The sequence below is a fragment of the Streptomyces sp. NPDC030840 genome, from assembly GCF_055572015.1.
On the sequence record NZ_JBVIEE010000013.1, the window covers coordinates 106,198 to 132,248 of the forward strand.

Annotated in this window: 21 protein-coding genes and 1 riboswitch; of the genes, 10 read left to right on the forward strand and 11 right to left on the reverse strand. The window is 70.5% G+C overall.

Features of this window, described 5'->3' with window-relative positions:
- Positions 1-5 precede the first annotated feature (5 nt).
- Entirely contained in the window at positions 6-287 is a 282-nt protein-coding gene (locus ACZ49J_RS26670; RefSeq protein WP_467451928.1) for an HPr family phosphocarrier protein, read from the forward strand.
- A gap of 146 nt (positions 288-433) precedes the next feature.
- Here the strand turns inward: ACZ49J_RS26670 and ACZ49J_RS26675 are convergent, their stop codons facing one another.
- The 4 genes from ACZ49J_RS26675 to ACZ49J_RS26690 form a co-directional block, all read right to left on the reverse strand.
- Entirely contained in the window at positions 434-1,129 is a 696-nt protein-coding gene (locus ACZ49J_RS26675) for a GntR family transcriptional regulator (RefSeq protein ID WP_467451929.1), read from the reverse strand.
- 284 nt (positions 1,130-1,413) lie between these two features.
- The gene (locus ACZ49J_RS26680) at positions 1,414-2,181 is read right to left on the reverse strand and encodes a M23 family metallopeptidase (protein ID WP_467451930.1); all 768 of its coding nucleotides are present in this window, start codon (positions 2,179-2,181) and stop codon (positions 1,414-1,416) included.
- 12 nt (positions 2,182-2,193) lie between these two features.
- Positions 2,194-2,360: riboswitch (cyclic di-AMP (ydaO/yuaA leader) on the reverse strand.
- A gap of 280 nt (positions 2,361-2,640) precedes the next feature.
- Positions 2,641-4,029: a M16 family metallopeptidase gene (locus ACZ49J_RS26685; protein ID WP_467451931.1), complete on the reverse strand. Its 1,389-nt coding sequence runs from the start codon at positions 4,027-4,029 to the stop codon at positions 2,641-2,643.
- Entirely contained in the window at positions 4,026-5,408 is a 1,383-nt protein-coding gene (locus ACZ49J_RS26690; RefSeq protein WP_467451932.1) for a M16 family metallopeptidase, read from the reverse strand. The genes ACZ49J_RS26685 and ACZ49J_RS26690 overlap by 4 nt, the downstream gene beginning before the upstream one ends.
- Positions 5,409-6,258: 850 nt before the next feature.
- Between ACZ49J_RS26690 and ACZ49J_RS26695 the strand changes: the two genes are divergently transcribed.
- The gene (locus ACZ49J_RS26695) at positions 6,259-8,715 is read left to right on the forward strand and encodes a DNA gyrase/topoisomerase IV subunit A (protein ID WP_467451933.1); all 2,457 of its coding nucleotides are present in this window, start codon (positions 6,259-6,261) and stop codon (positions 8,713-8,715) included.
- On the opposite strand, the gene ACZ49J_RS26700 is transcribed toward ACZ49J_RS26695, so the two are convergent.
- Positions 8,712-9,881, reverse strand: a complete 1,170-nt coding sequence (locus ACZ49J_RS26700; RefSeq protein ID WP_467451934.1) for a CobW family GTP-binding protein — start codon at positions 9,879-9,881, stop codon at positions 8,712-8,714. The genes ACZ49J_RS26695 and ACZ49J_RS26700 overlap by 4 nt on opposite strands.
- 223 nt (positions 9,882-10,104) lie before the next feature.
- On the opposite strand from ACZ49J_RS26700, the gene ACZ49J_RS26705 reads away from it, so the two are divergent.
- From ACZ49J_RS26705 to ACZ49J_RS26715, 3 genes are all read left to right on the forward strand, one after another.
- Positions 10,105-10,251 carry a hypothetical protein gene (locus ACZ49J_RS26705; protein ID WP_467451935.1) on the forward strand — a complete coding sequence of 49 codons (147 nt, stop codon included), beginning with the start codon at positions 10,105-10,107 and terminating at the stop codon, positions 10,249-10,251.
- A gap of 256 nt (positions 10,252-10,507) precedes the next feature.
- On the forward strand, positions 10,508-11,059 hold the full coding sequence (locus ACZ49J_RS26710; protein ID WP_467451936.1) for a DUF6082 family protein: 552 nt from the start codon (positions 10,508-10,510) through the stop codon (positions 11,057-11,059).
- A gap of 128 nt (positions 11,060-11,187) precedes the next feature.
- Positions 11,188-11,424 carry a hypothetical protein gene (locus ACZ49J_RS26715; RefSeq protein WP_467451937.1) on the forward strand — a complete coding sequence of 79 codons (237 nt, stop codon included), beginning with the start codon at positions 11,188-11,190 and terminating at the stop codon, positions 11,422-11,424.
- A gap of 176 nt (positions 11,425-11,600) precedes the next feature.
- Here the strand turns inward: ACZ49J_RS26715 and ACZ49J_RS26720 are convergent, their stop codons facing one another.
- Positions 11,601-12,767, reverse strand: coding sequence for a citrate synthase/methylcitrate synthase (locus ACZ49J_RS26720; RefSeq protein WP_467451938.1), 1,167 nt, complete (start codon positions 12,765-12,767; stop codon positions 11,601-11,603).
- Between the two features lie 97 nt (positions 12,768-12,864).
- On the opposite strand from ACZ49J_RS26720, the gene ACZ49J_RS26725 reads away from it, so the two are divergent.
- The 4 genes from ACZ49J_RS26725 to ACZ49J_RS26740 all read left to right on the forward strand — a co-directional run bounded on the left by ACZ49J_RS26725 (position 12,865) and on the right by ACZ49J_RS26740 (position 17,983).
- Positions 12,865-14,151: a citrate/2-methylcitrate synthase gene (locus ACZ49J_RS26725; RefSeq protein ID WP_467451939.1), complete on the forward strand. Its 1,287-nt coding sequence runs from the start codon at positions 12,865-12,867 to the stop codon at positions 14,149-14,151.
- A gap of 141 nt (positions 14,152-14,292) precedes the next feature.
- Complete coding sequence (locus ACZ49J_RS26730; RefSeq protein ID WP_467451940.1) at positions 14,293-15,231, forward strand: sucrase ferredoxin; 939 nt, start codon at positions 14,293-14,295, stop codon at positions 15,229-15,231.
- 254 nt (positions 15,232-15,485) lie between these two features.
- Positions 15,486-17,303: an ATP-binding protein gene (locus tag ACZ49J_RS26735; protein WP_467451941.1), complete on the forward strand. Its 1,818-nt coding sequence runs from the start codon at positions 15,486-15,488 to the stop codon at positions 17,301-17,303.
- Positions 17,303-17,983: a response regulator gene (locus tag ACZ49J_RS26740; RefSeq protein WP_467451942.1), complete on the forward strand. Its 681-nt coding sequence runs from the start codon at positions 17,303-17,305 to the stop codon at positions 17,981-17,983. The genes ACZ49J_RS26735 and ACZ49J_RS26740 overlap by 1 nt, the downstream gene beginning before the upstream one ends.
- 13 nt (positions 17,984-17,996) lie before the next feature.
- Here the strand turns inward: ACZ49J_RS26740 and ACZ49J_RS26745 are convergent, their stop codons facing one another.
- The 3 genes from ACZ49J_RS26745 to ACZ49J_RS26755 all read right to left on the reverse strand — a co-directional run bounded on the left by ACZ49J_RS26745 (position 17,997) and on the right by ACZ49J_RS26755 (position 22,376).
- On the reverse strand, positions 17,997-19,589 hold the full coding sequence (locus tag ACZ49J_RS26745; RefSeq protein WP_467451943.1) for a solute symporter family protein: 1,593 nt from the start codon (positions 19,587-19,589) through the stop codon (positions 17,997-17,999).
- Complete coding sequence (locus ACZ49J_RS26750) at positions 19,586-20,155, reverse strand: DUF485 domain-containing protein (RefSeq protein ID WP_467451944.1); 570 nt, start codon at positions 20,153-20,155, stop codon at positions 19,586-19,588. The genes ACZ49J_RS26745 and ACZ49J_RS26750 overlap by 4 nt, the downstream gene beginning before the upstream one ends.
- Positions 20,156-20,252: 97 nt before the next feature.
- On the reverse strand, positions 20,253-22,376 hold the full coding sequence (locus tag ACZ49J_RS26755) for a DNA gyrase/topoisomerase IV subunit B (RefSeq protein WP_467451945.1): 2,124 nt from the start codon (positions 22,374-22,376) through the stop codon (positions 20,253-20,255).
- 442 nt (positions 22,377-22,818) lie between these two features.
- Here ACZ49J_RS26755 and ACZ49J_RS26760 point away from each other — a divergent pair, with 442 nt between their 5' ends.
- Positions 22,819-23,049: a DUF7455 domain-containing protein gene (locus tag ACZ49J_RS26760; RefSeq protein ID WP_134040552.1), complete on the forward strand. Its 231-nt coding sequence runs from the start codon at positions 22,819-22,821 to the stop codon at positions 23,047-23,049.
- A 177-nt stretch (positions 23,050-23,226) separates the two neighbouring features.
- Here the strand turns inward: ACZ49J_RS26760 and ACZ49J_RS26765 are convergent, their stop codons facing one another.
- Positions 23,227-24,045, reverse strand: coding sequence for a S1 family serine peptidase (locus ACZ49J_RS26765; protein ID WP_467451946.1), 819 nt, complete (start codon positions 24,043-24,045; stop codon positions 23,227-23,229).
- Positions 24,046-24,180: 135 nt separating this feature from the next.
- A complete protein-coding gene (locus ACZ49J_RS26770; RefSeq protein ID WP_467451947.1) occupies positions 24,181-25,722 on the reverse strand; it encodes an RNA polymerase sigma factor in 1,542 nt (513 codons plus the stop codon).
- Positions 25,723-26,051 lie beyond the last annotated feature (329 nt).

The following is a 26,051-nucleotide window of genomic DNA, read 5'->3' on the forward strand; positions in this document are numbered from 1 at the left end:
AACACATGGCTGAGCGCCGCGTCAACGTCGGCTGGGCCGAGGGCCTCCACGCCCGCCCCGCCTCCATCTTCGTCCGGGCCGCCACGGCCTCCGGCATCCCCGTGACGATCGCCAAGGCCGACGGCAACCCCGTCAACGCGGCCTCCATGCTGGCGGTGCTGGGCCTGGGCGCCCAGGGCGGCGAGGAGATCGTGCTCGCCTCCGACGCCGAGGGCGCGGACGCCGCGCTCGACCGGCTGGCGAAGCTGGTCGCCGAAGGACTCGAGGAACTTCCCGAGATCGTCTGAGTGACGCGGTAAAAGGACCGGAAGGTCGCCCGCGCACACTTCGAAGGGCTCGTCCGAATTACCGGACGGGCCCTTCGCATTTCCTCTTCACGGGCAGCAGAAATAATCCCCCGCGAATTCGACCTTCTTTGTATACGGCCCTCGTGTTAATGCCGCAGGCTCGTGATGTTTACGGGATGTTGCGAAGTCCTCACACGCTCCGCGCGGTCGGCCTGGCCGGGAAATCGCAGGCGGTGCGCGGCGGTCGCGCGTTCGGTGTGCAGGGCCGTGATCGCCCGGGCCCGCTCGCTGTCGCCGCGCGCGACGGCGTCCACGATGCCGCCGTGTTCGGCCCAGGACTCGACGGGGTTGGCGGGCGCCTCCACCGCGTACATCCAGGCGATCTTGTGGCGCAGCTGGGCCAGCGTCGAGGTCAGCGCGGGGCTGCCGGAGGCCTGGGCGAGCGTCTCGTGGAACCAGCCACCGAGCGAGCGCAGGTCGTCGGTGCTGCCCCGCCTGGCCCGCTCCTGGCCCAGCCTGACCAGGCCGCGCAGCACCTTCAGATGGGCCTCGGTACGGCGCTGGGCGGCGCGCGCGGCGCCCAGCGGCTCCAGCAGCATGCGCATCTCCAGCAGGTCGGCGGCCTCCTGTTCGGTGGGCTCCGCGACGCACGCGCCCGCGTGCCGGCGGGTGACCACGAAGCCCTCGGCCTCCAGGGTGCGCAGCGCCTCACGGACGGGGACGCGGCTGACGCCGTACCGGCGGGCAAGGAGTTCCTCGGTGAGCCGGCCGCCGCGCTCGTAGACACCCGCGACGATGTCATCACGGATCGCCGTGCATACCGAGTGTGCCGGAATACGCATGACCCGACCTCCGCCTTAATCCCCGTGAAACGCCGTTGATTGACGTGTGTTCAAGCGACTCTATTGCAGTCCGCCGGAATTTCCGATGCCGGGCCGGAATCCAGGGATATTTTTTGGACAACACGGACAGGACGTTCGTCACAACGACAGAGGCGCGTACGGCAGAGGCGCGTACGGCAGAGGTATGCACGCCGGCGGTATGCACGCCTGAGGTATGTCAGAACGACGAAAGCCCCGGCTCGGCGAGCCGGGGCCTCCTGGGGCTTGCGTGCCGTCGCCGTGGGTCAGACGTTCACGCCGTGCGAGCGCAGATACGCGACGGGGTCGATGTCCGAGCCGTACTCGGGCGTCGTGCGGGCCTCGAAGTGCAGGTGCGGGCCCGTGACGTTGCCGGTGGCCCCTGAGAGGCCGATCTGCTGGCCGGGGGTGACCGTCTGGCCGACGGAGACGCCGATGGACGACAGGTGGCCGTACTGCGTGTACGTTCCGTCGTTCATCTTGATGACGATGTTGTTCCCGTAGGCACCGCCCCAGCCCGCCTCGACGACGGTGCCGGAGCCGACCGCGTGGACGGCGGTACCGGAGGAGGCGTGGAAGTCGATGCCGGTGTGGCTGCCGGAGGACCAGACCGCACCGCCGGACTTGTAGCCGGTCGAGATGTACGAGCCGCTGACCGGGGCGACGTAGGTGTTGAGGCGCTTGCGCTCGGCCTCGCGGGCGGCGCGCTCCTTGGCCTCGCGCTCCTTCTTCGCCGCTTCCTCCGCGCGCTGCTTCGCGAGCGCCTCGGCCCTCTTCTGCGCGGCGGCCTCCTCCGCGGCCTGCTGCTGGGCGGCGGCCTGGGCGTCGATCTGCTCGGCCACGGTGTCGCCGATCGCGACGGCCTGGGTGAAGCCGGTCTGTTCGACGGAGTTGGTGTCCGCGGCGAACGCGGGGGCTGACAGGGCGCCGATGACGCCGGTGGTGGTGAGCGCGGCGGCGCCGACGGCCTTGGTGGTCACGCGCTTCATCCGGCTGGGACGACGGTGCTTCCCGGTGGCGCAGGTGTACGCCATGAAGTGGCTGGTCCTTTCCTTCCCTCTCGCCTACCGGGTTAGCTGACGGGTTCGGAGCAAGGAAGGTCTCCTACGGGCCCCCTTCACCAGGTGCAGGGCGTCCGATTCACCCCAGGGACTGCGGTTGGGTCCCCGGCTCCCCTGGCTCGCGCCGTACGGGGACTCGGCGATGGCTGTCCGGTGCCGCGGGTGCGGCGTACTGCTGACGAACAGCCGGACCGACGCTAAGTGGGCCGTCTTTGAAATAACAAACGGATCACGGGATTTGTAGCGCATGCCACAGGGCAGACACGCAACCTCCCCCGCAATACGGACATCCGGGGACCCACGTGACTCCTGAGTCACCGGGCCCCCGGATGCGGGCGGGCTCCACTCGGCCAGTGGCCGGTCCGCGAGCCGGCTCCTGGTCGGTCCGCGGCCGGTCCGCGAGCCGGCTCGTGGCCGGTCCGTGCGGGCGCTCTACTCGGCGCGTACGACGGAGACTTCGCCGATTCCGAGGGCCCTGACGGGCTCCTCGATCTGCGCCGCGTCACCGACGAGGACGGTCACCAGACGGTCCACCGGGAAGGCGTTCACCACGGCCGCGGTGGCTTCCACGGTGCCAGTCGCGGCGAGCTGCCGGTACAGCGTCGCCTGGTAGTCGTCCGGCAGGTGCTGCTCGACCTGGTCGGCGAGGGTGCTCGCGACGGCGGCGGCCGTCTCGTACTTGAGGGGCGCGACCCCGACGAGGTTCTGCACGGCGACGTCGCGCTCGTCGTCGGTGAGGCCCTCGGCGGCGAGCGTGCGCAGCACGGTCCACAGGTCGCCCAGAGCCGGTCCCGTGTTCGGCGTGTCGACGGAGCCGCTGATGGCGAGCATCGCGGCGCCCGAGCCGTCCGGTGCGGAGCGCAGCACCTGGCCGAACGCCCGCACACCGTAGGTGTAGCCCTTCTCCTCGCGCAGGACGCGGTCCAGGCGGGAGGTGAGGGTGCCGCCCAGGCAGTACGTGCCGAGCACCTGGGCCGGCCACACGCGGTCGTGCCGGTCGGCGCCGACGCGGCCGATGAGCAACTGCGTCTGGACCGCGCCGGGACGGTCCACGATGACGACGCGGCCGGTGTCGTCCGCGGTCACCGCGGGCACGGGGCGCGGCTCGGCGGACGAGCCGGTCCAGGCGCCCAGGGTGTCACCGAGCAGCGCGTCCAGGTCGACGCCGGTGAGGTCGCCGACGACGACCGCGGTGGCCGTGGCGGGGCGGACGTGCTTCTCGTAGAAGGCGCGCACGGCCGCCGAGTCGATGCCCTCGACCGTCTCCTCGGTGCCCTGGCGCGGGCGTGACATGCGCGAGGCCGCCGGGAACAGCTCCTTGGAGAGCTCCTTCGCGGCACGGCGGGCCGGGTTGGCGGTCTCGTGCGGGATCTCGTCGAGCCGGTTGCGGACCAGCCGCTCGACCTCGCTGTCGTCGAACGCCGGGGCCCTCAGGGCGTCGGCGAGCAGGCCGAGCGCCTTGGGGAGCCGCGAGGCGGGGACTTCGAGGCTGAGCCGTACGCCGGGGTGGTCGGCGTGCGAGTCGAGGGTGGCGCCGCAGCGCTCCAGCTCGGCGGCGAACTCCTCGGCGGAGTGCTTGTCGGTGCCCTCGGAGAAGGCACGGGCCATGATCGTGGCGACACCGTCGAGGCCCGCGGGCTCGGCCTCCAGGGGCGCGTCGAGGAGCACCTCGACGGCGACGACCTGCTGGCCGGGGCGGTGGCAGCGCAGCACGGTCAGTCCGTTGTCGAGCGTGCCGCGCTCGGGGGCCGGGAACGCCCAGGGCCTGGCCTCGCCGGACCGGGGCTGCGGGTGGAAGTCCATGGTCGCGAGCTCGGTCACTTGGCCGACTCCTCGTTCTCGTCGGTCACCGCGGCTTCGGCGGTCTCTGCGGCGGTCTCGGCGTCCCCGCTCTCAACGGTGATCGGCTCGTACACGAGCACCGCGCGGTTGTCGGGCCGCAGCCGGGCCTGGGCGACCGCCTGGACCTCCTCCGCGGTCACGTCGAGCACGCGCTGGACGGCGGTCAGGGCGAGCTGCGGGTCACCGAACAGGACGGCGTACCGGCACAGTTCGTCGGCGCGGCCCGCGACCGTGCCGAGCCGGTCCAGCCACTCGCGCTCCAACTGGGCCTGGGCGCGCTCCATTTCCTCGGCCGTGGGACCCTCGGCGGCGAACCGGGCGAGTTCCTCGTCGACGGCGGCCTCGATGACCGGGACCTCGACGTCGCCGGAGGTCTTCACGTCGAGCCAGCCGAGGGAGGGCGCCCCGGCCAGCCGCAGCAGGCCGAAGCCCGCGGCGACCGCCGTACGGTCGCGTCGCACGAGGCGGTTGTAGAGGCGGGACGACTCGCCGCCGCCGAGGACGGTGAGCGCGAGGTCGGCCGCGTCGCACGCGCGCGTGCCGTCCTCCGGGAGCCGGTAGGCGGCCATCAACGCGCGCGCGGGGACCTCCTCCTCCACGACCTCGCGCAGCTGCTCGCCGATGATGTCCGGCAGGGAGCCGTCACGCGGGGCGGGCTTCCCGTCATGCCCGGGGATGGACCCGAAGTACTTCTCGACCCAGGCGAGCGTCTGCTCCGGGTCGATGTCACCGACCACGGAGAGCACCGCGTTGTTGGGCGCGTAGTAGGTGCGGAAGAACGCGCGCGCGTCCTCCAGCGTCGCCGCGTCCAGGTCGGCCATCGACCCGATCGGGGTGTGGTGGTAGGGGTGGCCGTCCGGGTAGGCGAGGGCGGTCAGCTTCTCGAAGGCGGTGCCGTAGGGCACGTTGTCGTAGCGCTGGCGGCGCTCGTTCTTGACGACGTCCCGCTGGTTCTCCATGGACTCGTCGTCCAGGGCCACCAGCAGCGAGCCCATGCGGTCCGCCTCGAGCCAGAGGGCGAGCTCCAGCTCGTGGGCGGGCATGGTCTCGAAGTAGTTGGTGCGCTCGAAGCTCGTCGTCCCGTTCAGCGAGCCGCCCGCGCCCTGGACCTTCTCGAAGTGGCCGTTGCCCTTGACCTGGGCCGAGCCCTGGAACATCAGGTGCTCGAAGAGGTGGGCGAGGCCGGTGCGGCCCTTGACCTCGTGGCGGGAGCCGACGTCGTACCAGAGGCACACCGCCGCGACCGGGGTCAGGTGGTCCTCGGAAAGCACCACGCGCAGGCCGTTGGCCAGGCGGTGCTCGGTCGCTGTCAGGCCCCCGGAGCCTGCCTCGGCTGTGGCCGTGTGACCCATGGGCATGTACGTCCCTTCGATCGCGGAATCTGTCGTGGAAGCTGTCATGGAAAACCGCGTGTGTCCTGCCGGTCCTGCCACTGTATGCAAGCGTGCGGACGGCTGGCGAAGTTCCCGGTTCCCCTACGCTCACAGCGAGACTCCCCGACGGAAGAGGGGGAGGCGCGCACGCCGGGGGCAGGGGGCGCGCGAGGCAGCCGCGCCCCGGCGAGGAGCGCGCACTCGGGGCCGTCGCGCGTCCCCTGCGGGGACGGCTCCCGGACCACCGCACGCCGGGCGGACCCGCGCCCGTGCCCGCCGCTGCCGCAGCCGGGACCAGCGGGAAGACGGCCTCGCGCCCAGGGGCACGTGTCCTCCGGGCAGGCCGGCCTCCCGGGGGCGAGCGCGGCTCCGGACCGCTGTCCCCCGTGACGAGCCCGTATCCGCGGCCTTCGGGCCTTCGCCCACGGCCTGCTTCCCGCGCTTCCCGTACGCGGGCGCGGGCCCGCCGCCGCAGTCCGCCCGGCGCGGGGTGCGGCTCCACGCCTGGGTCCGGGCCGGGGGGAGCGAGTACGGCGCCATGTTGACGCGAGCGCCTGTGAGGCCGTGCGTGGGCACCTGTGACGTCGTGCGTGAGCGCCCGTGACGTCGTGCGTGAGCGTCTGGCGCCGCCTTCCCGATGTGTCGGCGCACCTTCTCTCCCTCACGTCACCCCCACTCCGACGTGCGCGCCCGGGGCACCCCGGCACCGTGTGGAGAGGGCGGGGGAAAGCCCCGGGGAAGGGGCGTGGTCCGGGTTGTCAGTGGGTCGGGCCACAATGGACCGCGTCAGAACCCGTTCATGCCCCGGCAAGACTGTGAAGGAGCCGCAGCAGCGATGGCCCGCCGCAGCACCAAGACCCCGCCGCCCGACGACTCGTACGAGGAGAGGATCCTCGACATCGACGTCGTGGACGAGATGCAGGGCTCCTTCCTGGAGTACGCGTACTCGGTCATCTACTCCCGAGCCCTGCCGGACGCCCGCGACGGTCTGAAGCCGGTGCACCGCCGGATCGTCTACCAGATGAACGAGATGGGCCTGCGCCCCGACCGCGGCTATGTGAAGTGCGCCCGCGTCGTCGGCGAGGTCATGGGTAAGTTGCACCCGCACGGCGACGCGTCGATCTACGACGCCCTGGTGCGCCTGGCCCAGTCCTTCTCCATGCGCGTGCCACTGGTCGACGGCCACGGCAACTTCGGCTCGCTGGGCAACGACGACCCGCCGGCCGCCATGCGGTACACGGAGTGCCGTATGGCCGACGCCACCAGCCTGATGACCGAGTCCATCGACGAGAACACGGTGGACTTCGCCCCGAACTACGACGGCCAGGAGCAGGAGCCGGTCGCGCTGCCCGCCGCGTTCCCGAACCTGCTGGTGAACGGCGCGTCGGGTATCGCCGTCGGCATGGCCACGAACATGCCGCCGCACAACCTGGGCGAGGTGATCGCGGCCGCCCGCCACCTGATCCGCCACCCGAACGCCGACCTGGACACGTTGATGAAGCACGTGCCCGGCCCCGACCTCCCCACGGGCGGCAAGATCGTCGGTCTCTCCGGGATCAGGGACGCGTACGAGACGGGCCGCGGCACGTTCAGGATCCGCGCCACGGTCTCCGTGGAGAACGTGACGGCTCGCCGCAAGGGCCTGGTCGTCACCGAGCTGCCCTTCACGGTCGGCCCGGAGAAGGTGATCGCCAAGATCAAGGACCTGGTCGGCTCGAAGAAGCTGCAGGGCATCGCCGACGTCAAGGACCTCACCGACCGCCAGCACGGGCTGCGCCTGGTCATCGAGATCAAGAACGGCTTCGTGCCGGAGGCGGTCCTGGAGCAGCTCTACAAGCTGACGCCGATGGAGGAGAGCTTCGGCATCAACAACGTGGCACTGGTCGACGGCCAGCCGCTCACGCTGGGTCTGAAGGAGCTCCTGGAGGTCTACCTCGACCACCGCTTCACCGTCGTACGGCGGCGCTCCGAGTTCCGCCGCGGCAAGAAGCGCGACCGGCTGCACCTGGTCGAGGGCCTGCTCACGGCGCTGGTGGACATCGACGAGGTGATCCGCCTGATCCGCTCCAGCGAGAACTCGGCGGAGGCGAAGCAGCGCCTGATGGAGCGGTTCTCGCTGAGCGAGGTCCAGACGCAGTACATCCTGGACACGCCCCTGCGCCGCCTCACCAAGTTCGACCGCATCGAGCTGGAGTCGGAGCGGGACAGGCTGAACGCGGAGATCGAGGAGCTCACCCGCATCCTGGAGTCGGACGCGGAGCTGCGCAAGCTGGTGTCGGGCGAACTGGCCGCGGTGGCCAAGAAGTTCGGCACTCCCCGTCGCACGGTGCTCCTGGAGGCCTCCGGGGCCCCTGCCCCCGTGGTCCCGCTCCAGGTGGAGGACGCGCCGTGCCGCGTCCTGCTCTCCTCGACGGGCCTGCTGGCACGCACGGCGAACGGCGAGCCGTTCGCGCGGGAGGAGGACGGCAAGCGGGTCAAGCACGACGTGATCGTCTCCGCCGTCCCGGCGACGGCCCGGGGCGAGGTGGGCGCCGTGACGTCGTCGGGCCGTCTGCTGCGGCTGAACGTCATCGACCTGCCCCAGCTCCCGGAGACGACGACGGCGCCGAACCTTTCCGGCGGCGCACCGCTGTCGGAGTTCCTCTCCCTGGAGGACGACGAGACGCTGGTCTGCCTGACGACGCTCGACGAGTCCTCGCCGGGTCTCGCGCTCGGTACCGAGCAGGGCGTCGTCAAGCGTGTGGTCCCCGACTACCCGTCCAACAAGGAGGAGTTGGAGGTCATCACGCTCAGAGAGGGCGACCGGATCGTCGGCGCCGTCGAGCTGCGCACGGGCGAGGAGGACCTGGTCTTCATCACGGACGACGCCCAGCTGCTGCGCTACCAGGCCTCACAGGTCCGCCCGCAGGGCCGTCCGGCGGGTGGCGTGGCCGGCATCAAGCTCGCCGAGGGCGCGAAGGTCATCTCGTTCACGGCGGTGGACCCGGCGTCGGACGCGATCGTCTTCACCGTGGCGGGCTCGCGCGGCACCCTGGACGACTCGGTCCAGACGACCGCCAAGGTCACCCCCTTCGACCAGTACCCGCGCAAGGGCCGCGCCACGGGCGGTGTGCGCTGCCAGCGGTTCCTGAAGGGTGAGGACTGCCTGTCCCTGGCCTGGGCGGGGGCGAGCCCGGCCCGGGCCGCCCAGAAGAACGGCACGCCGGCCGAGCTGCCCGAGCCCGACCCGCGACGCGACGGTTCGGGGGTGTCCCTGCAGAAGACGGTGGCGGTCGTCGCGGGCCCGGTCTAGGCCCCGTCGGCCCCGTCGGGCTCCTGCGCATCGGGGTCCTGTACGTAGCGGAGGACGCCCCACATGCTGTGCTCGTCGGTGTGCGGGGCGTCCTCCTCGCACGCCCGGAGCTCCTTGCCGAGCGCTGTGGTGTCGATGCCGGACCCGATGAGGACGAGCTGGGTGAGTCGGGGGTCGCCGGGTGTCCAGGGCTCGGGGTAGAACCGCAGGAACCGTCCTACGGCGTGCACGCCATAGCGGTTCCGCCGGTCGTGCGAGCCGAAGTCGACGTACCCCTTGATGCGGTAGAGCCCTTCGGGCCGCCCGTCGAGGAACTCCATCAACCGGCCTGGCCCCAAGGGCACTTCGGAGGTGAAGGAGAGGGACTCGTAGGCGGTGTGCAGGTGACCCTGGTGACCGCCTTGCCCGTCACCACCGTGCCCGTGGTCACCGTGTCCCCGGGTTGCCTCTTCTCCCTCGTCCTCCTCCTGACGGAAGAGGTCGTCGAAGGACAGCTGCCCGATCCGCTCCTCGTTCGGCCTGCAGTCGAAGAGGAACTCCGGGTCGACGCGGCCGTACGTGGCGGGCAGGACGGCGGCACCGTCGCTGAGGGAACGCACGCGTTCCAGCACCCGTTCCCGGTCGCCGTCGGCCGCCCGGTCGAGTTTGTTGACGACGACGAGGTCGGCGAGCGAGAGGTGCCGGTCGATCTCGGGGTGCTTCTCGCGGGTCGCGTCGAACTCGGCGGCGTCGACGACCTCGACGAGCCCGCCGTACACGACCCGGGGATTGTCACTGGCGAGGACCATGCGCACGAGTTCCTGGGGCTCGGCGAGCCCGCTGGCCTCGATGACGATGACGTCGATGCCCGCGGAGGGCCTGGCCAGCCGCTCCAGATACAGGTCGAGCTCGCTGGCGTCGACGGCGCAGCACAGGCAGCCGTTGCCGAGGGAGACCGTGGAGTCGCCGAGCGCCCCGGCCACGGCCATCGCGTCGATCTCGATGGCACCGAAGTCGTTGACGATGGCCCCGATACGGCTGCCCCCGCTGCGGTGGAGCAGGTGATTGAGCAACGTCGTCTTGCCCGAGCCCAGGAACCCGGCGAGGACGACGACCGGGATCTGTGACCGGCTCGGCTCCGGATCCTGTGACCGGTCCGCCGCGGGACACTGTGCCGGGTCCGGCACCGGATTCTGTGACGGGTCCGCCACGGGACACTGTGCCGGGTCCGGCACCGGATTCTGAGACGGGTCCGCCGCGGGACACTGTGCCGGGTCCGGCACCGGATTCTGAGACGGGTCCGCCACGGGACTCTGTGACCGGTCCCGCACTGGGTTCTGTGACGGGTCCGGCGCCGGACTCTGTGACTGATCCGCCCCCGGGATCTGCCCCGGATCCGAACTCGACGACGTGCCCGACTGGCCGGCCCGGCTCGACTGGCTCAACGCGCGCCCTTTCTCCCACCTCTGCGTACGCCGGCTCACCACCGGTCTGCTCCCGAGAACGGCCGTGCTCCGGTTCTCGTCGGCGCCGATCGGCTCCCGGCCGGTCATGTGAATGCCGACCCAGGATACGAGCGCGCCGAATCCCCGCGAGGTGAACGATTGTTCGCGGCGCTCGCGGGGCACACGTTGGGCATGGCGCCGGTATGCGCGACCCGCACTTCCCTCCGTGCGCCTCCTCTCCGCCTCCCAGCCGATCAGAGCCGCTCGGTGACACTGGGAGACGGCAAGCGCACCCACCACCCGCCGGTCCGTTCCCATCGACTCACCTCGACGACCGGCGGTTGGTCGCCCGAAACCGGGGGGTTGACATGGCCGCTCGCAAGACACGGCTGCGAAAAGTGAGTTCCGCCGCTGCGGGGCTGTGTGTGGCCGCGACCACCCTGGTGATCGCCGCACACCGACGACGGCTGGAACTGACGCGGCTCCAGGTCAGGCAACTGGAGGTCGCGGAACTCGCGCAACGCCGCCGCGCGCTGGCGCACCAGCAGCGCATGCACTGGGAGCTGCTGGCGAAGGCGATAGACGATCCCTCACTCGCCGCCGTGATCGACACCTACGACCAGAGCATTCCCGCGGCCAAACGGCGTCAGTTCCTGTACGCGAACGCCTGGTACAGCAGCCTCTACCACCTCTACCGGTCCGGAATCCTCGACCAGCAGGAGCTGTACGGGCATCTGCGTGAGCTGTTCCGCAGTCCGCTCATGACCGAGTACTGGGAGGCGTCGAAACACCAGCGGGCATCGCTCAAGGACTCCTCGGACGAGGCCAGGATCGGGCGCATGGTCGACGGTCTGCTCAGGGACATGGACGAGGCGGACACGGAGGAGTGGTGGGTGGTGGGCAACCCGCCGGTGGACTGACCCGAGGCCCACGCGAAACCGCCCCCACACGCGCGAGTGATCTTTAGGCGGTCGGGCCACACAGGGCGCAGTGGCCCCACTAGAGTTGCCGCGACCAACCCTTCCCATCGTTAAGGACCGGTACCACCTTGAAGATCGTGCGCCGGATCGGTGTGCCTCCGAGTGCCCGTGGCAGTGGCTCTGGAGCGACCTGCCCAGATGTGTTCGAACTGAGTGACGGCAACTTCGCCGTCATCGGCACCGACGCCACCGAAACGCTGGAGCGTGAGCTTCCGGCCGACGCCGCTCGTGCCGATTACGAGCGCATCGTGATCGTCAGCCGCGAGACACTCGTCCGTGCGAAGGCGGACATCCCCGACGCTTGAGCCCACCCCGCGGGCAGCGAGTCCACCCATGACTCGTTCCTTGACGAATCCCCGGCCGCACGCCATCGATGAGCGATGCCGGGGCGCACCCACCGAGCAACGCACCACCTGCCACGTCTGCTCGCCCGACGCCTCCCGGGCCCGGCGCCAGAACGACGCCGGGCCTCACGCGTGTCTCAGACCGCCACCGGTACCGCCACCGGGGGTACCGGCCCGACATACCGGGCGGCCGGACGAATGATCTTCGTGTCCTGTGCCTGCTCCAGGACATTGGCGCTCCAGCCGACCACCCGCGCCGCGGCGAAGGTGGGGGTGAACATCTCCCGGGGCAGGCCGCACAGCTCCATGACCACACCCGCGTAGAACTCCACGTTCGTGTGCAGTTCGCGTCCCGGCTTCAGCTCCGCGAGGATCGCCTCGACCTGGCGTTCGACCTCGACGGCGAAGTCGACCCGCGGACCGCCGAACTTCTGGGCGATCTCGCGGAGCATGCGTGAGCGAGGGTCCTCGGTGCGGTAGACGGGGTGGCCGAAGCCCATGATGCGGTCACCGGACAGGACGCGTTCGCGGATCCAGGGATCGATGCGGTCGGGAGTTCCGATGGCGTCGAGCGTGTCCAACGCACGGCTGGGAGCCCCGCCGTGGAGCGGGCCCGAGAGCGCCCCGATGGCTCCCACCAGGCACGCCGCCAGATCGGCACCCGTCGACGCGATCACCCGTGCCGTGAACGTTGACGCATTGAATCCGTGATCAATGGTTGAGATCAGATACTGCTCGACCGCCCTGGCCCGTGCCGGATCCGGTTCCGATCCCGTCAGCATGTACAGGTAGTTCGCGGCGTACGGCAGATCCTCGCGGGGCTCCACCGGTTCGAGCCCCTGCCCCAGTCGGTACAGCGCCGCGAGGAGGGTCGGTACGGCCGCCGACGCCGCCAGGGCGTCCGTGCGCCGCCGGTCCGCGTCGATGTCGTACACCGGCTGGAAACCTTTCGACGCGCCGAGCAGCGACAACGCCGTGCGCAGGCCGGACAGAGGCCCTGAGCGGGCTCCGGCCGCCGCCACCGCCGGCAGTGCGGCCAGGACGTCGCCGGGAAGCCGGCGCAGGGGCCCGACCTGTTCGGCGAACGCGGCGCTCCGGGAGGCGTCCGGCAGTTCGCCGTGCACCATCAGGTGCCAGACGTCCTCGAAGCTGCGGGTCTGCGCGAGCTCGACGGCCGAGTACTGGCGGTAGTGGTAGAAGCCTTCCAGCCCCCTGACGTCACCCAGCGCGGTGTCGGTGACGACGACGCCCGCGAGTCCCCGCGGCACGTCGACGGGGGTGGCCGTGGCCCTGTTGATCGGCATGCTTCCTCCTTGAACTTGATTCGACTGTCCATGCTTGACTCAATGTCTGTCAATATTGATTGCATCAATGTTCAGCCCTACGGATACGGTGGCGTCCATGAGGGATCAACAAGCGTCGGATCCAGCAGGCCCGAGGGCGGGCCAGGGCGGCGAAGGCCGGCGGCTCAGCACCAAGGAGACCGCCGAGCTGCTCGGCGTGAAGCCCGAGACCGTGTACGCGTACGTGAGTCGCGGCCAGCTCAGCAGCCGACGGAACCCCGGCGGACGCGGCAGCACCTTCGACGCCGGCGAGGTGGCGGCCCTCGCCCGGCGCAACAGGCGTGACGCGGGCGGGAGTCCCGCTCTCGGTGGCGCCGGTGACCTGTCCGTCCGCACCCGCCTCACCTTCATCGACAAGGATCGCTACTACTACCGCGGCGTCGACGCGACCGAGCTCGCCACGCGTCACTCGTACGAAGAGGTCGCCGAGTGGCTGTGGACCGGCGAGCTGCGGCCGGGTGCCGCGTTCACCGCCCCCGAGGAGCCGGTCACCGCTGCCCGCCGGGCCGTCGCCGCCCTGCCGGAGCACAGTGGCCCCGTCGACCGGCTTAGAGTCGTGGCGGTCGCCGCGGCGACCCTGGACCCCCTTAGGTTCGACCTCTCCGAGGAGGCTGTCCTCGGTACCGCGCGCGCCCTGATCCCGACCCTCGTCGCCGCCCTTCCCCCGGTCCTGCGCACCCACCGCGACTCGGGCCCGCTGGCCCATCGCCTCTGGGCGCGGCTCACCGGCCGCGGGGCCGACGAGGCGTCACTGCGCGTACTGGACACCGCGCTCGGCCTGCTGGTGGACCACGACCTGGCGGCCTCGACGCTCGCGGTGCGCGTCGCCGCGTCCGCCCGGGCGCATGCCTACGCCGCTGTGTCCGCGGGCCTCGGCGTCCTCGAAGGCCCGCTGCACGGAGCGGCCAGCGAGCTCGCCCACCGGCTGCTGCTCGACGTGCTGGACCGGGGCACCGCTGTCCCCGCGATCGCCGACGAACTGCGCGCAGGACGCCGCGTACCCGGCCTGGGCCACCGCCTCTACCCCGGCGAGGACCCACGCGCGCGCACCCTGTTCACGCTCCTGGAGGACGTGCCCGCGGCTGCTCCGGCGCTGGCGGCGGCCCGCGACATCGAGGCCACCGCGGCCCGCCACACACCGCTGCACGCCAATGTGGACCTGGCTCTCGCCGTCCTCACGGTCGCCTGCGGTATGCCCGCGTGGGCGGGCGAGACGGTCTTCGCCGTCGCCCGGACGGCGGGCTGGATCGCGCACGCCCTGGAGGAGTACGGGGAACGCCCACTCCGTATGCGTCCGAGCGGGCAGTACGTGGGCGAGCGGCCGCCCCGGCCACTGCCGGAATGAGATCGGGCGCTCCCGGGGGTCCCGGTCAACCGCTCTGCATGAGTGCCGCGCGCCCTGCGCGCACCCCGAATGCGCCCCTTTCACGCCCCGCTTGGACCGTCCGGAAGTCGCTGGGGCTCAAGTCAGGTTAGGCTCACCTCTGTGAGTACGTGCACGACCGCGTCGCGGCACTTCGACGAGCCCCTCGCGGGGACCTCGGCCACCGCGAGGACCTGGCTGTTGCTGGAACAGCCGGGCCCCTGGGGTGCCAGAGCGCTCACTTCGAGCCACCTGGATCCGGCCGTCGGCCGCGCCCTCGAAGCCGCCGTGGAGGGCACCGGGGTGCGCGTGGCGCTCATCCGCCGCCCCGGCCGGCACGCGGACAGCCACGATGTCCGCGAGCGCCATGTGTACGCGGCCCACACCGTTCCCGGAAACATGTGGCTGCACAGCACCACGACCACCGCTCCGGAACAACTGCTCGACCTCGATTTCTCCGCGCTCGGCATGGGGGACCATCACACCTTCGACGCCGTCCTGGGAGGACGACCCCACACAGGGGACCCGCTGGCGCTCGTCTGCACCAACGGCAAGCGCGACCGCTGCTGCGCCCTCCTCGGCCGGCCACTCGCCGCCGAACTGGCCGCCTCCGGAGTGGAGGGCGTCTGGGAGGTCACCCACCTGGGCGGTCACCGCTTCTCACCCACACTCCTGGTCCTGCCCTCCGGATACGCGTACGGCCGAGCCGAGGCCCACCACGTCAAGGAGGTCCTCCAGGGCGTGCGGGAAGGCCGCGTCGTCACCGAGGGGTGCCGCGGAAGCTCCGCCTGGGACCGGCCGGGGCAGGCGGCCGAGCTGGCCGTGCGTACCACGACGGGCGAGGACGCGGCGGGCACCCTCACCGTCGTCGCCACAGAGGGTACGGTCCCGCGCTGGTGGGTGACCGTCGCCCACACCGACGGCCGGCGGTGGCGGGTGACCGTGGCCCAGGGCGCCTCGCTGCCTCCCCGCCCCGAGAGCTGCGGCTCGCCCCTGGGCTCCCCCGCCCGGATGGACGTGGTCTGCGTCCAGGAACTCTCGGCCACGCCACTGGCGAGCTGAACGGGGTTCACGGGCGCCGCCCTGCCCAGCTCGGCGACCGTCCTGCCCGGCTCGGCGACCATCCTGCCCGGCTCGGCGACCATCCTGCCCAGCTCGGCGACCATCCTGCCCGGCTCGGCGACCATCCTGCCCGGCTCGGCGACCATCCTGCCCAGCTCGGCGGCCATCCTGCTCCGCAGGCGCTTCCGTACCCTGGCGGAGATCCACGCCACACCTCTTCGGCCCGGCTCACCCCGCCCCGTACCTTCATGGGTATGAGCCCCACTCCCCCCGCACGCCGCCTGCGCCTCGGTCTGCCGCGGCGGGTGTTCTCCCAGGTGCTGCTGATGCAGGTGGCGATCGCCGCCGGCGTCGCCGTGCTCGTGACCGGGCTGTTCCTCGCACCGCTCAGCCAGCAGCTGGACGACCAGGCGATGCGCCGGGCCCTCGCCATCGCGCAGACCACGGCGGCTCAGCCCCAGCTCGCCAAGGACCTGGTGTCGACCAGGCCGTCCGTGGACGGCCCCGTGCAGGCGGAGGCGGAGCGGATCCGCAAGGCCAGCGGAGCCGAGTACGTCGTCGTGATGAACATGGACGGCGTCCGCTGGTCCCACACGGACCCGAAACAGATCGGCGGTGTCGTCTCCACCGATCCGCGGCAGGCCCTCGCGGGTCACGAGGTCATGCAGATCGACGACGGCACGCTGGGCCGCTCGGCCCGCGGAAAGGTGCCGCTGCGCGACGCCGACGGGAAGATCGTCGGCGCGGTGTCGGTCGGCATCGAGTACGACAGCGTGCGGGCGCGTCTTGTCCACGCCATTCCGGGGCTCTTCGCCTACGCCGGTGCCGCCCTCGCCATCGGGTCGCTGGTCGCGTACCTGATCTCCCGGAGGGTCCAGCGGCAGACCCGGGACCTGGCCTTCTCCGACATCTCCTCGCTCCTCGCGGAGCGCGAGGCGATGCTGCACGGCATCAGGGAGGGCGTGGTCGCACTGGACCGGAACGGCCGCGTCCGCCTGCTGAACGACGAGGCCCAGCGCCTGCTGGGCATCGGTGAGGAGGCCGTCGGCCGCTCCCTCGACGAGGCACTCGGTGAGGGCCGTACGACCGATGTCCTGGCCGGCCGTGTGACCGGCACCGATCTGCTCACCGTCCAGGGCCAGCGCGTGCTGGTCGCCAACCGCATGCCCACCGACGACGGGGGCGCCGTCGCCACCCTGCGCGACCGCACCGAGTTGGAGCAGCTCGGCCGCGAACTCGACTCCACACGCGGCCTGATCGACGCCCTGCGCGCGCAGGACCACGAGCACGCCAACCGCATGCACACCCTTCTGGGGCTGCTCGAACTGGAGATGTACGACGACGCCGTGGACTTCGTCGGCGAGGTGGTCGGCGACCACAGGGCGACCTCCGAGCAGGTCACCGAGAAGATCCACGACCCGCTGCTGGCCGCGGTTCTCGTCGGCAAGGCCACGGTCGCGGCCGAGCGTGGTGTGGCCCTGTCGCTGTCGGACCGGACCCTGCTGCCCGACCTACTGATCGACCCCAGGGGGCTGGTCACCATCGTCGGGAACCTGGTCGACAACGCCCTCGACGCCGTCGCCGGCACCCTCCACGCGCGCGTGGAGGTCGAACTGCGGTCCGAGGGGCGCACGGCGATCCTCAGGGTGCGCGACACCGGACCGGGTGTTCCGGCGGAACAGCGGGAGCTGGTCTTCGCGGACGGCTGGTCCACCAAGAAGCCGCCCGCCCACGGCAAGCGCGGCATCGGTCTCTCCCTGGTGCGCCGGCTCGCCGAACGGCAGGGCGGCAGCGCCCGCGTCACCGAGGCGGACGGCGGAGGCGCGGAGTTCGTCGTCGTCCTGCCGGAGGCGCTGGCCGAGCCGGGACTGACGCTTCCCGGACCGACGGCCCAGGCGTCCGCGGGCCCTGAGTCCGCGAGTCGGTCATCGGCGCGACAGACACCCCCGGATTCACCCGTGCCGCCCTCCGGGGAGTCCGACTCCCGCGACCCGCTAACGTCGGGCCGCATCAGGGAGCGGGACGCCCTGCAGGAGCCCGAGGCCGCCGCGGCCACCAAGGAGGAGTCGTGATGATCGAGGTCCTTGTCGTGGACGACGACCCCCGGGTCGCGAAGGTCAACGCCGCCTACGTGGGGAAGGTGCCCGGCTTCCATGTCGCGGGTGAGGCGCACAGCGCGGCGGAAGCGCTGCGGCAACTGGAGACGCTGCCCCTGCTGGACCTCGTCCTCATGGACCACTATCTGCCGGACCGGACGGGTCTCGAAGTGGTCCAGGAGATGCGGCGGCGCGGCCTCCAGGCCGACGTGATCATGGTGACGGCGGCCCGCGACGTCTCGACCGTCCAGGCGGCGATGCGACAGGGCGCCCTGCAGTACCTGGTCAAGCCCTTCGCGTTCGCGGGCCTTCGCGCCAAGCTGGAAGCCTACGCGGAGCTCCGTCGCACCCTTGACGGTGGCGGCGAGGCCGAACAGGCCGAGGTGGACCGGATCTTCGGCGCCCTCTCGGCGGGCGGCGAACCCGACCTCCCCAAGGGCCACTCCGCCACGACGACGGAACTCGTACGCCGCGCCCTGATGTCCGCCGACGGCCCGCTGTCGGCCCAGGAGATCGCCGAGCAGACCGGTCTGAGCCGCCAGACCGCCCAGCGCTACCTGAAGCTCCTGGAGCGTACGGGACGCGCCACGCTGACCCTCAAGTACGGCGACGCGGGCCGCCCAGAGCACCGCTACGTGTGGGCGACCCGCGCCTGAGGAGACCGTGGTGTCAGACCGCCCCGGCCCCCGTCAGCGACCGCACCTCGGTCTCCGCGTGCCTGGCCTCGTCCGGCTCCTCGGCCGAGACGACCGTGCCGAGCCAGCCCGCGAGGAAGCCCAGCGGGACGGAGACCAGACCCGGGTTCTCCAGGGGGAAGTACTGGAAGTCGACACCGGGGAACAGCGATGCGGGGCTCCCGGAGACCACCGGTGAGAGCAGCACCAGCGCCACGGCGGGCACCAGCCCTCCGTACACCGCCCACACCGCGCCGCGCGTCGTGAATCCGCGCCAGAACAGCGAGTAGAGCAGCACGGGCAGATTGGCCGACGCGGCGACCGCGAAGGCGAGACCCACGAGGAAGGCGACGTTCAGGTCCCGGGCGAGCAGCCCCACCCCGATCGCGACCACTCCGGTGCCGACCGCCGCGGCGCGCGCGACGGCCACCTCGCTGCGCGGCTTCCCCCGCCGCCGCCGCAGCGAGGCGTAGAGGTCGTGCGCCACGGAGGCCGACGAGGCGAGCGTGATCCCGGCGACGACGGCGAGGATGGTGGCGAAGGCGATCGCGGCGACGACCGCGAACAGAACGGTCCCGCCCGTGGACCCCGCCCCGCCACCCAGATCGAGCGCCAGCAGCGGAACCGCCGTGTTCCCGGCGGCGTTCGACCGCCGTACGGCATCCGGGCCGACGATCGCCGCCGCGCCGAAGCCCAGCACGATCGTCATCAGGTAGAAGCCGCCGATGAGCCCGATCGACCACACCACCGAGCGACGCGCGGCCCGTGCGGTGGGCACGGTGTAGAAGCGCGACAGGATGTGCGGCAGCCCGGCCGTGCCCAGCACGAGGGCGAGCCCCAGGCTGATGAAGTCCAGGCGTGCGCTCCAGTCCCCGCCGTACTTAAGTCCGGGCGCGAGAAACGCGTTCCCGTGCCCGCTCCGCTCCGCCGCCGTGCGCAGCAAGTGGCCGAAGTCGCCGTGGAACCGCATCAGTACGAGCACGGTCAGCGCTATCGCCCCACCCATCAGCAGGACCGCCTTGACGATCTGGATCCACGTGGTGGCCCGCATCCCTCCCAAGGACACATAGACGACCATGAGCGCGCCGACCCCGATGACCGTCCAGGCCCGCGCCGCCTCACCCGTGTCACCCAGCAACAGCGCGACCAGGGTGCCCGCTCCCACCATCTGCGCCACCAGATACAGGACGGACACGGTCACCGAGGAGGTCCCCACCGCGATCCGCACCGGCCTCTCGGCCATCCGGGCCGCGACCACATCGGCAAGCGTGAACCTCCCGCAGTTGCGCACCAGTTCGGCGACCAGGAACAGCACCACGAGCCACGCCACCAGGAAACCGACCGAGTAGAGCAGCCCGTCGTACCCGAAGAGCGCGATGAGACCCGAGATTCCCAGGAACGACGCCGCCGACATGTAGTCGCCCGCGATGGCAAAACCATTCTCCATCGGAGAGAACAGCCGCCCGCCGGCATAGAACTCCTCCGCGGAACCACGCCGGTTGCGGCTCACCCACGTCGTGATCCCCAGGGTGACCGCGACGAACACGCTGAACAGCAGCAACGCCGGCGTCAGGTGGTTGCCGGTCACCGCTCTCCCCCTCTGACGCCCCGCGTCAGCTCCTGCGTGTCCCAGCGCAGCTCCAGCGCCGCACGGTCCCGGCGCAACCTCGCATGCCGCACGTACGCCCACGTGAACAGGAACGTGGTCAGGAACTGTCCGAGCCCCGCCAGCATCGCCACGTTCACCGCGCCCGCCACCGGCCTCGCCATCAGCTCGGGCGCGGTCGTCGCGGTCACGACGTAGCTCACGTACCAGGTGAAGAACACGGCGACCCCCGGAACCACGAACCTCCGGTACCGGCTGCGCACCTCCTGAAAGGCCGCGCTGCGCTGCACCTCCAGGTAGATGTCGACCGCACCCCCACCCCGCCCCCCGTCACCCCGGTCGGCGCACGGTGCGACGAAGGCCGGGGCTCCCGTGCCGTCCAGCTCGCCCCATCCGGAGGCCAGCGCGTCGTACCAGGGGTCCTCGAACGTCACCTGCCCCGCCACCCCCGCGGTGACGGGGGCCTGGTCCGGCTGCCCTTCGCGGTACTCGACCAAGATCTCGGACCCGCCCCCGCGTCGGCCGGGCCGGTCATTCCATGACTGCATGCCCAAGGATGGACAGACCGGTAGGATCCCCGACTCTTCTTCCTCCGACCTTCACCCCATCAGGTGACGCATGCCGCAGGCGCGCCGGCCCCTTCCCCTACGCGTCGATGCGTGACCGGTCCAGCGTCGCCGCCGAACTGGAGATGAACTCCTTGCGCGGAGCGACGTCGTTGCCCATCAGGAGGTCGAAGACCTGCTCGGCGGCCTCCAGATCGGACAGGTTGATCCGGCGCAGCGTGCGGTGACGCGGGTCCATCGTGGTCTCGGCCAGCTGGTCGGCGTCCATCTCACCGAGGCCCTTGTAGCGCTGGATCGAGTCCTTGTAGCGGATGCCGTTGGTCTGGAACTCCATCAGCTTGTCGCGCAGTTCGCGGTCCGAGTACGTGTACACGTACTTGTCCTGGCCCTTCTTGGGCTGGATCAGCTCGACGCGGTGCAGCGGTGGCACCGCGGCGAACACCCGGCCCGCCTCGACCATGGGCCGCATGTAGCGATGGAACAGCGTCAGCAGCAGGGTCCGGATGTGGGAGCCGTCCACATCGGCGTCCGTCATCATGATGATCTTGCCGTAGCGGGCCGCGTCGATGTCGAAGGTCCGGCCGGATCCGGCTCCTATGACCTGGATGATGGCGCCGCACTCGGCGTTCTTGAGCATGTCCGTCACGGACGACTTCTGGACGTTGAGGATCTTGCCACGGATCGGCAGCAGCGCCTGGAACTCGGAGTTCCGGGCGAGCTTGGCGGTACCCAGCGCGGAGTCGCCCTCGACGATGAACAGCTCGCTGCGCCCGACGTCGTCGCTGCGGCAGTCGGCGAGCTTCGCGGGCAGCGTGGAGGACTCCAGTGCGGTCTTCCGGCGCTGCGCGTCCTTGTGCTGGCGCGCCGCGATGCGGGTACGGGCCGCGGCGACGGCCTTCTCCAGGACGGCACGCGCCTGCGCGGCGGCGTCACGCTTGGTGGAGGTCAGGAACGCCTTGAGTTCCTTGGAGACCACGTTCGCCACGATGCGCCGGGCCGCCGAGGTGCCGAGGACCTCCTTGGTCTGCCCCTCGAACTGGGGCTCGGCGAGACGCACGGTGACGACGGCGGTGAGTCCCTCGAGGGCGTCGTCCTTGACGATGTCGTTCTCGGCGACACGCAGCATCTTCTTGGCCCGCAGCACTTCGTTGAGTGCGGCGGCGATGGCCTGTTCGAAGCCCGCGACGTGGGTGCCGCCCTTGGGCGTGGCGATGATGTTCACGAACGACTTGAGCGTGGTGTCGTAGCCGGTGCCCCAGCGCAGGGCGATATCGACGCCGAGCTCGCGGGTGACCTGGGTGGGCGTCATCTGGCCGTGGTCGTCCAGGACCGGGACCGTCTCCTTGAAGGTGCCCTGCCCGGACAGACGGAGGACGTCGCAGACCGGCTTGTCGGTGGCCAGGTACTCGCAGAACTCGCTGATGCCGCCGTCGAAGCGGAAGGACTCCTCGCCCTTGCTGCCGTCCTCGCCCAGTCCGTACTCGTCGCGGACGACGATGGTCAGGCCGGGCACCAGGAAGGCGGTCTGACGGGCGCGCTGGTGCAGCGTGTCCAGGGCGAGCTTGGCGTCCTTGAGGAAGATCTGGCGGTCGGCCCAGTACCGCACACGGGTGCCGGTGCGGGTCTTGGGGATCTTCTTGGCCTTGCGCAGGCCGCTCTTCGCCTCGAACTTGGCGTCCGGGCCCATGGCCGCGAAGCTGCCGGGTACACCGCGCCGGAAGCTGATGGCGTGGGTGTGACCGGCGCGGTCGACCTCGATGTCCAGTCGGGACGAGAGCGCGTTGACCACGGAGGCGCCCACACCGTGCAGACCGCCCGAGGCCGCGTACGAGCCGCCGCCGAACTTTCCGCCGGCGTGCAGCTTGGTCATGACGACCTCGACTCCGGAGAGGCCGGTCTTGGGCTCCACGTCCACGGGGATGCCGCGGCCGTTGTCCCGGACCTCCACGGAGGCGTCGTCGTGGAGGATCACCTCGATGTGGTCGCAGTAGCCCCCGAGGGCCTCGTCCACGGAGTTGTCGATGATCTCCCACAGGCAGTGCATCAGCCCACGGCTGTCGGTCGACCCGATGTACATGCCGGGGCGCTTGCGTACGGCCTCGAGCCCCTCGAGGACGAGCAGGTGCCGCGCGGTGTAGTTGGAACCATCCCGGTCTGCTCCGGTCAGCAGCGCTGTGGACGGCACGGACGTATCGGCGGTCACGCGGTTCGCTCCTCGCTGAATTTCAGGTGGGGCCCTCTGGGGTAAGGACCCGGCTTTCGGTCGCCGTTCAGAGGGTACCGAGGCCTGGTAGAGCCGATGTAACGCCACCCTCGTCTCGACTCAGACTAGTCCAGGCTCGTACGAGCGTTCGATCCCTCGATGGAGTGAAGTACATATCACGTTCCCTTCGAGGCATGAACCATTTAGGCTCCGGGCACGTCCTCATGAACAACCGGCAACCCAGCCGGGAGGACAAGACAACCGACAGACAGCGCGAAATCCGTACGACGAAGACACGCACTACGGCTCATTCGCCGCCAACCGGCAGCAGACAGCTGGCCTGGAAAGATTTTTTCGAGGAAAAGCCGCGAGCGGGAACGTTTTCGGCCTGGTTGGATGTTGACCCTGGTACGACAGCTCGTCGAGCTAGAGAAGAGGCGACGTGACTACTGTTCTGACCCCCGCGAGCCCGCTGACGGCCGCTGACCGATGCGACCGTTGCGGCGCACAGGCCTACCTGCGCGTCGTTCTGCTGAGCGGTGGCGAACTGCTCTTCTGTGCTCACCACGGTCGCAAGTTCGAGCCGGAGCTCAAGAAGATCGCCGCCGAGATACAGGACGAGACGGAGCGGCTGACCTCCGCTCCGGCAAGCGCCGGCGACGAGGAACGCTGACACCTCGCACAACGACGAGCCAGCGCCGGCACAGGCCGGTGACATGGGCGGCCGCCCCCGCACACAGGGGGTGGCCGCCCATAGTCGTAAGGCGAGCGCTCACGCCCGGAGCTCGCATCCACGGCATCCGCTCGGCACGTCGGTGAACGGGCCCTGAGGCCCGCAGGAGCGCCGCTTTCAGCGCCCCCAGCCCAGTGTCCGCAGGATCTCCGAAACCCGCGTGTACACCCCGGGACTCCCCCGCAGACCGCACCCGGTCCCCCACGACACCAGGCCGATCACCTTCCCCTGGGCGACCAGCGGGCCGCCGCTGTCGCCCTGGCACGCGTCACGTCCGCCCGCGAGCTCCCCGGCACACACCATGGAGCCGGCCGTGTACGTGCCGTCCTTGCTGCCCGCGTACGCCTCCTCGCAGACCGCGTCGGAGAGCACCTTCACGCGCGCGGCGCGCAGACTGCGGGCATAGTCGCCGGCGCCGGTGGTGTCGCCCCAGCCGTAGACCACGGCGCCGGTGTCCGGCCGGTAGGCCGCATCCCCGGCCGCCGCCATCTGGATGACCGCTCGCTCAGGGAGCGGCGAGGCGAGGGAGAGGACGGCGAAGTCCCCCGCGTTCGTATGACTGTCATAGCTCGGGTTGACCCAGGCGGTGCGTACGGGGATCTCCTTGCCCTCGGCCGAGAGAAGATCACCGCGCCCCTCGATCACCTTCAGGTCGCGCACCTTTTCCGGCGATGTCCCCAGCACCGCCCCGCTCAGACAGTGGGCCGCGGTCAGCACGGTCGAGCGGCCGACCGCCACGCCGCCGCAGAACTGCCCCGCCCGCGTACCGCCGAACCGGTCACGGCTGGACAGCGCCACCGTCCACGGGCTCTCGGAGATCTCGACCGGATAGCCGCCGACGACGACGTCGGCTGCCGCCGGGGCTGCGGGTGATACCAGCGGTATCGCGCCCACCGCGGCAGCGAGGGCCGATACCCGGGCAACTGATCGTCGCATGCGAACTCCTCACTCTGGGGCATTCACTGCACACCCAGGGTGATTCACCGGGCGGCTGCCCGCATGCGCGCGCACAGGCCGAGGGCCCGGCTTCCGCAGCGGAAGCCGGGCCCTCACGGATCGTAGGAGTGAGGCTCAGTCCAGGTAGTCGCGCAGCACCTGCGAACGCGACGGGTGACGCAGCTTCGACATCGTCTTGGACTCGATCTGGCGGATGCGCTCGCGCGTCACGCCGTAGACCTTGCCGATCTCGTCCAGGGTCTTCGGCTGGCCGTCGGTGAGACCGAAGCGCATGGACACGACACCGGCCTCGCGCTCGGACAGGGTGTCGAGAACGGAGTGCAGCTGCTCCTGCAGGAGTGTGAAGCTGACCGCGTCGGCGGGCACGACCGCCTCGGAGTCCTCGATGAGGTCACCGAACTCGCTGTCACCGTCCTCACCCAGCGGGGTGTGCAGCGAGATCGGCTCACGGCCGTACTTCTGGACCTCGATGACCTTCTCCGGGGTCATGTCGAGCTCCTTGGCCAGCTCCTCCGGAGTGGGCTCGCGACCCAGGTCCTGGAGCATCTGGCGCTGCACACGCGCGAGCTTGTTGATGACCTCGACCATGTGCACCGGGATACGGATGGTGCGGGCCTGGTCGGCCATGGCGCGGGTGATCGCCTGACGGATCCACCAGGTGGCGTACGTGGAGAACTTGTAGCCCTTGGTGTAGTCGAACTTCTCGACCGCGCGGATCAGACCGAGGTTGCCCTCCTGGATGAGGTCCAGGAAGAGCATGCCGCGGCCGGTGTAGCGCTTGGCCAGGGAGACCACCAGACGGAGGTTGGCCTCCAGGAGGTGGTTCTTGGCCCGGCGGCCGTCCTCGGCGATGATCTCCAGCTCGCGCTTGAGCTTGGGAGCGAGCTTGTCGGCGTTGGACAGCTTGTCCTCGGCGAACAGGCCCGCCTCGATGCGCTTGGCGAGCTCGACCTCCTGCTCGGCGTTGAGCAGCGGGACCTTGCCGATCTGTTTGAGGTAGTCCTTGACCGGGTCGGCGGTGGCGCCGGCCGCGGCGACCTGCTGGGCGGGCGCGTCGTCCTCGTCCTCGTCGGAGAGCACGAAACCGGCGTTCTCGGCGCCCTCGGGCTCCTCCCCGCCCTTGCCCGGCGCCGGGGTCTCCTCGATCGGCTCGTCCTCGAGAAGCTCGGCGTCGTCCTTCTTGGCGGTCGTCTTCTTGGCCACCGTCTTCTTGACGGCGGTCTTCTTGGCCACGGCCTTCTTGGCGGTCGCCTTCTTGGCGGCGGCCTTCTTCGCCGGCGCGGCTTCCTCGGTGGGATCGTCGGCGGCCGGTACCGACGGAGCGGCGGGGGCAGTGGCCTTCTTCGCGGTCACCGTCTTCGCCGCCACGGTCTTGGTGGCGGTCCGCTTGGCCGGACTCTTCGCTGCGACGCTCTTGCGGGTGCGCTTGGGCTCTGCGGCACTGACCATCAGCGTCACACCCTCTTCCTCAAGAATCTGGTTGAGGCTGCGCAGTACGTTCTTCCACTGAGTGGCCGGAATCTGGTCAGCTTCGAAGGCTCGACGCACGTCGTCGCCGGCGATCTGCCCCTCAGCCTTTCCCCGCTCAATGAGCGCCATGACAGAGACGGACTCGGCGATCTCCGGCGGGAGCGTACGGGATGTGCTGGCCGACACGAACAACCTCTCGGAACGTTGGAAAACGGCTTCCGGCCCCGTCCACTGCGGACAGGAGCCGACGACCGCCGACTGGGGATGGGCCGACGGCGCAGGCGGGGGGCCGGGAAGATGCACAGCGCCTTGAGTGGCGTCCGTATTCCCTCCTCGGCTGTCACCTCTTAGGTCATCGCGCTGCCCCGAAGAGCGTTACGCCCAATCCGCGTGGCCCGAGTCACACCCCGTAAGCGCCCAAATACATCCAAATACAGCCAGAAGCGGTCAGAAGTCGCCGCGACCGGCTCCGACTGGTCAGTCCTTCACGTCGCACCGGGGCCCGCCGGTTCCCT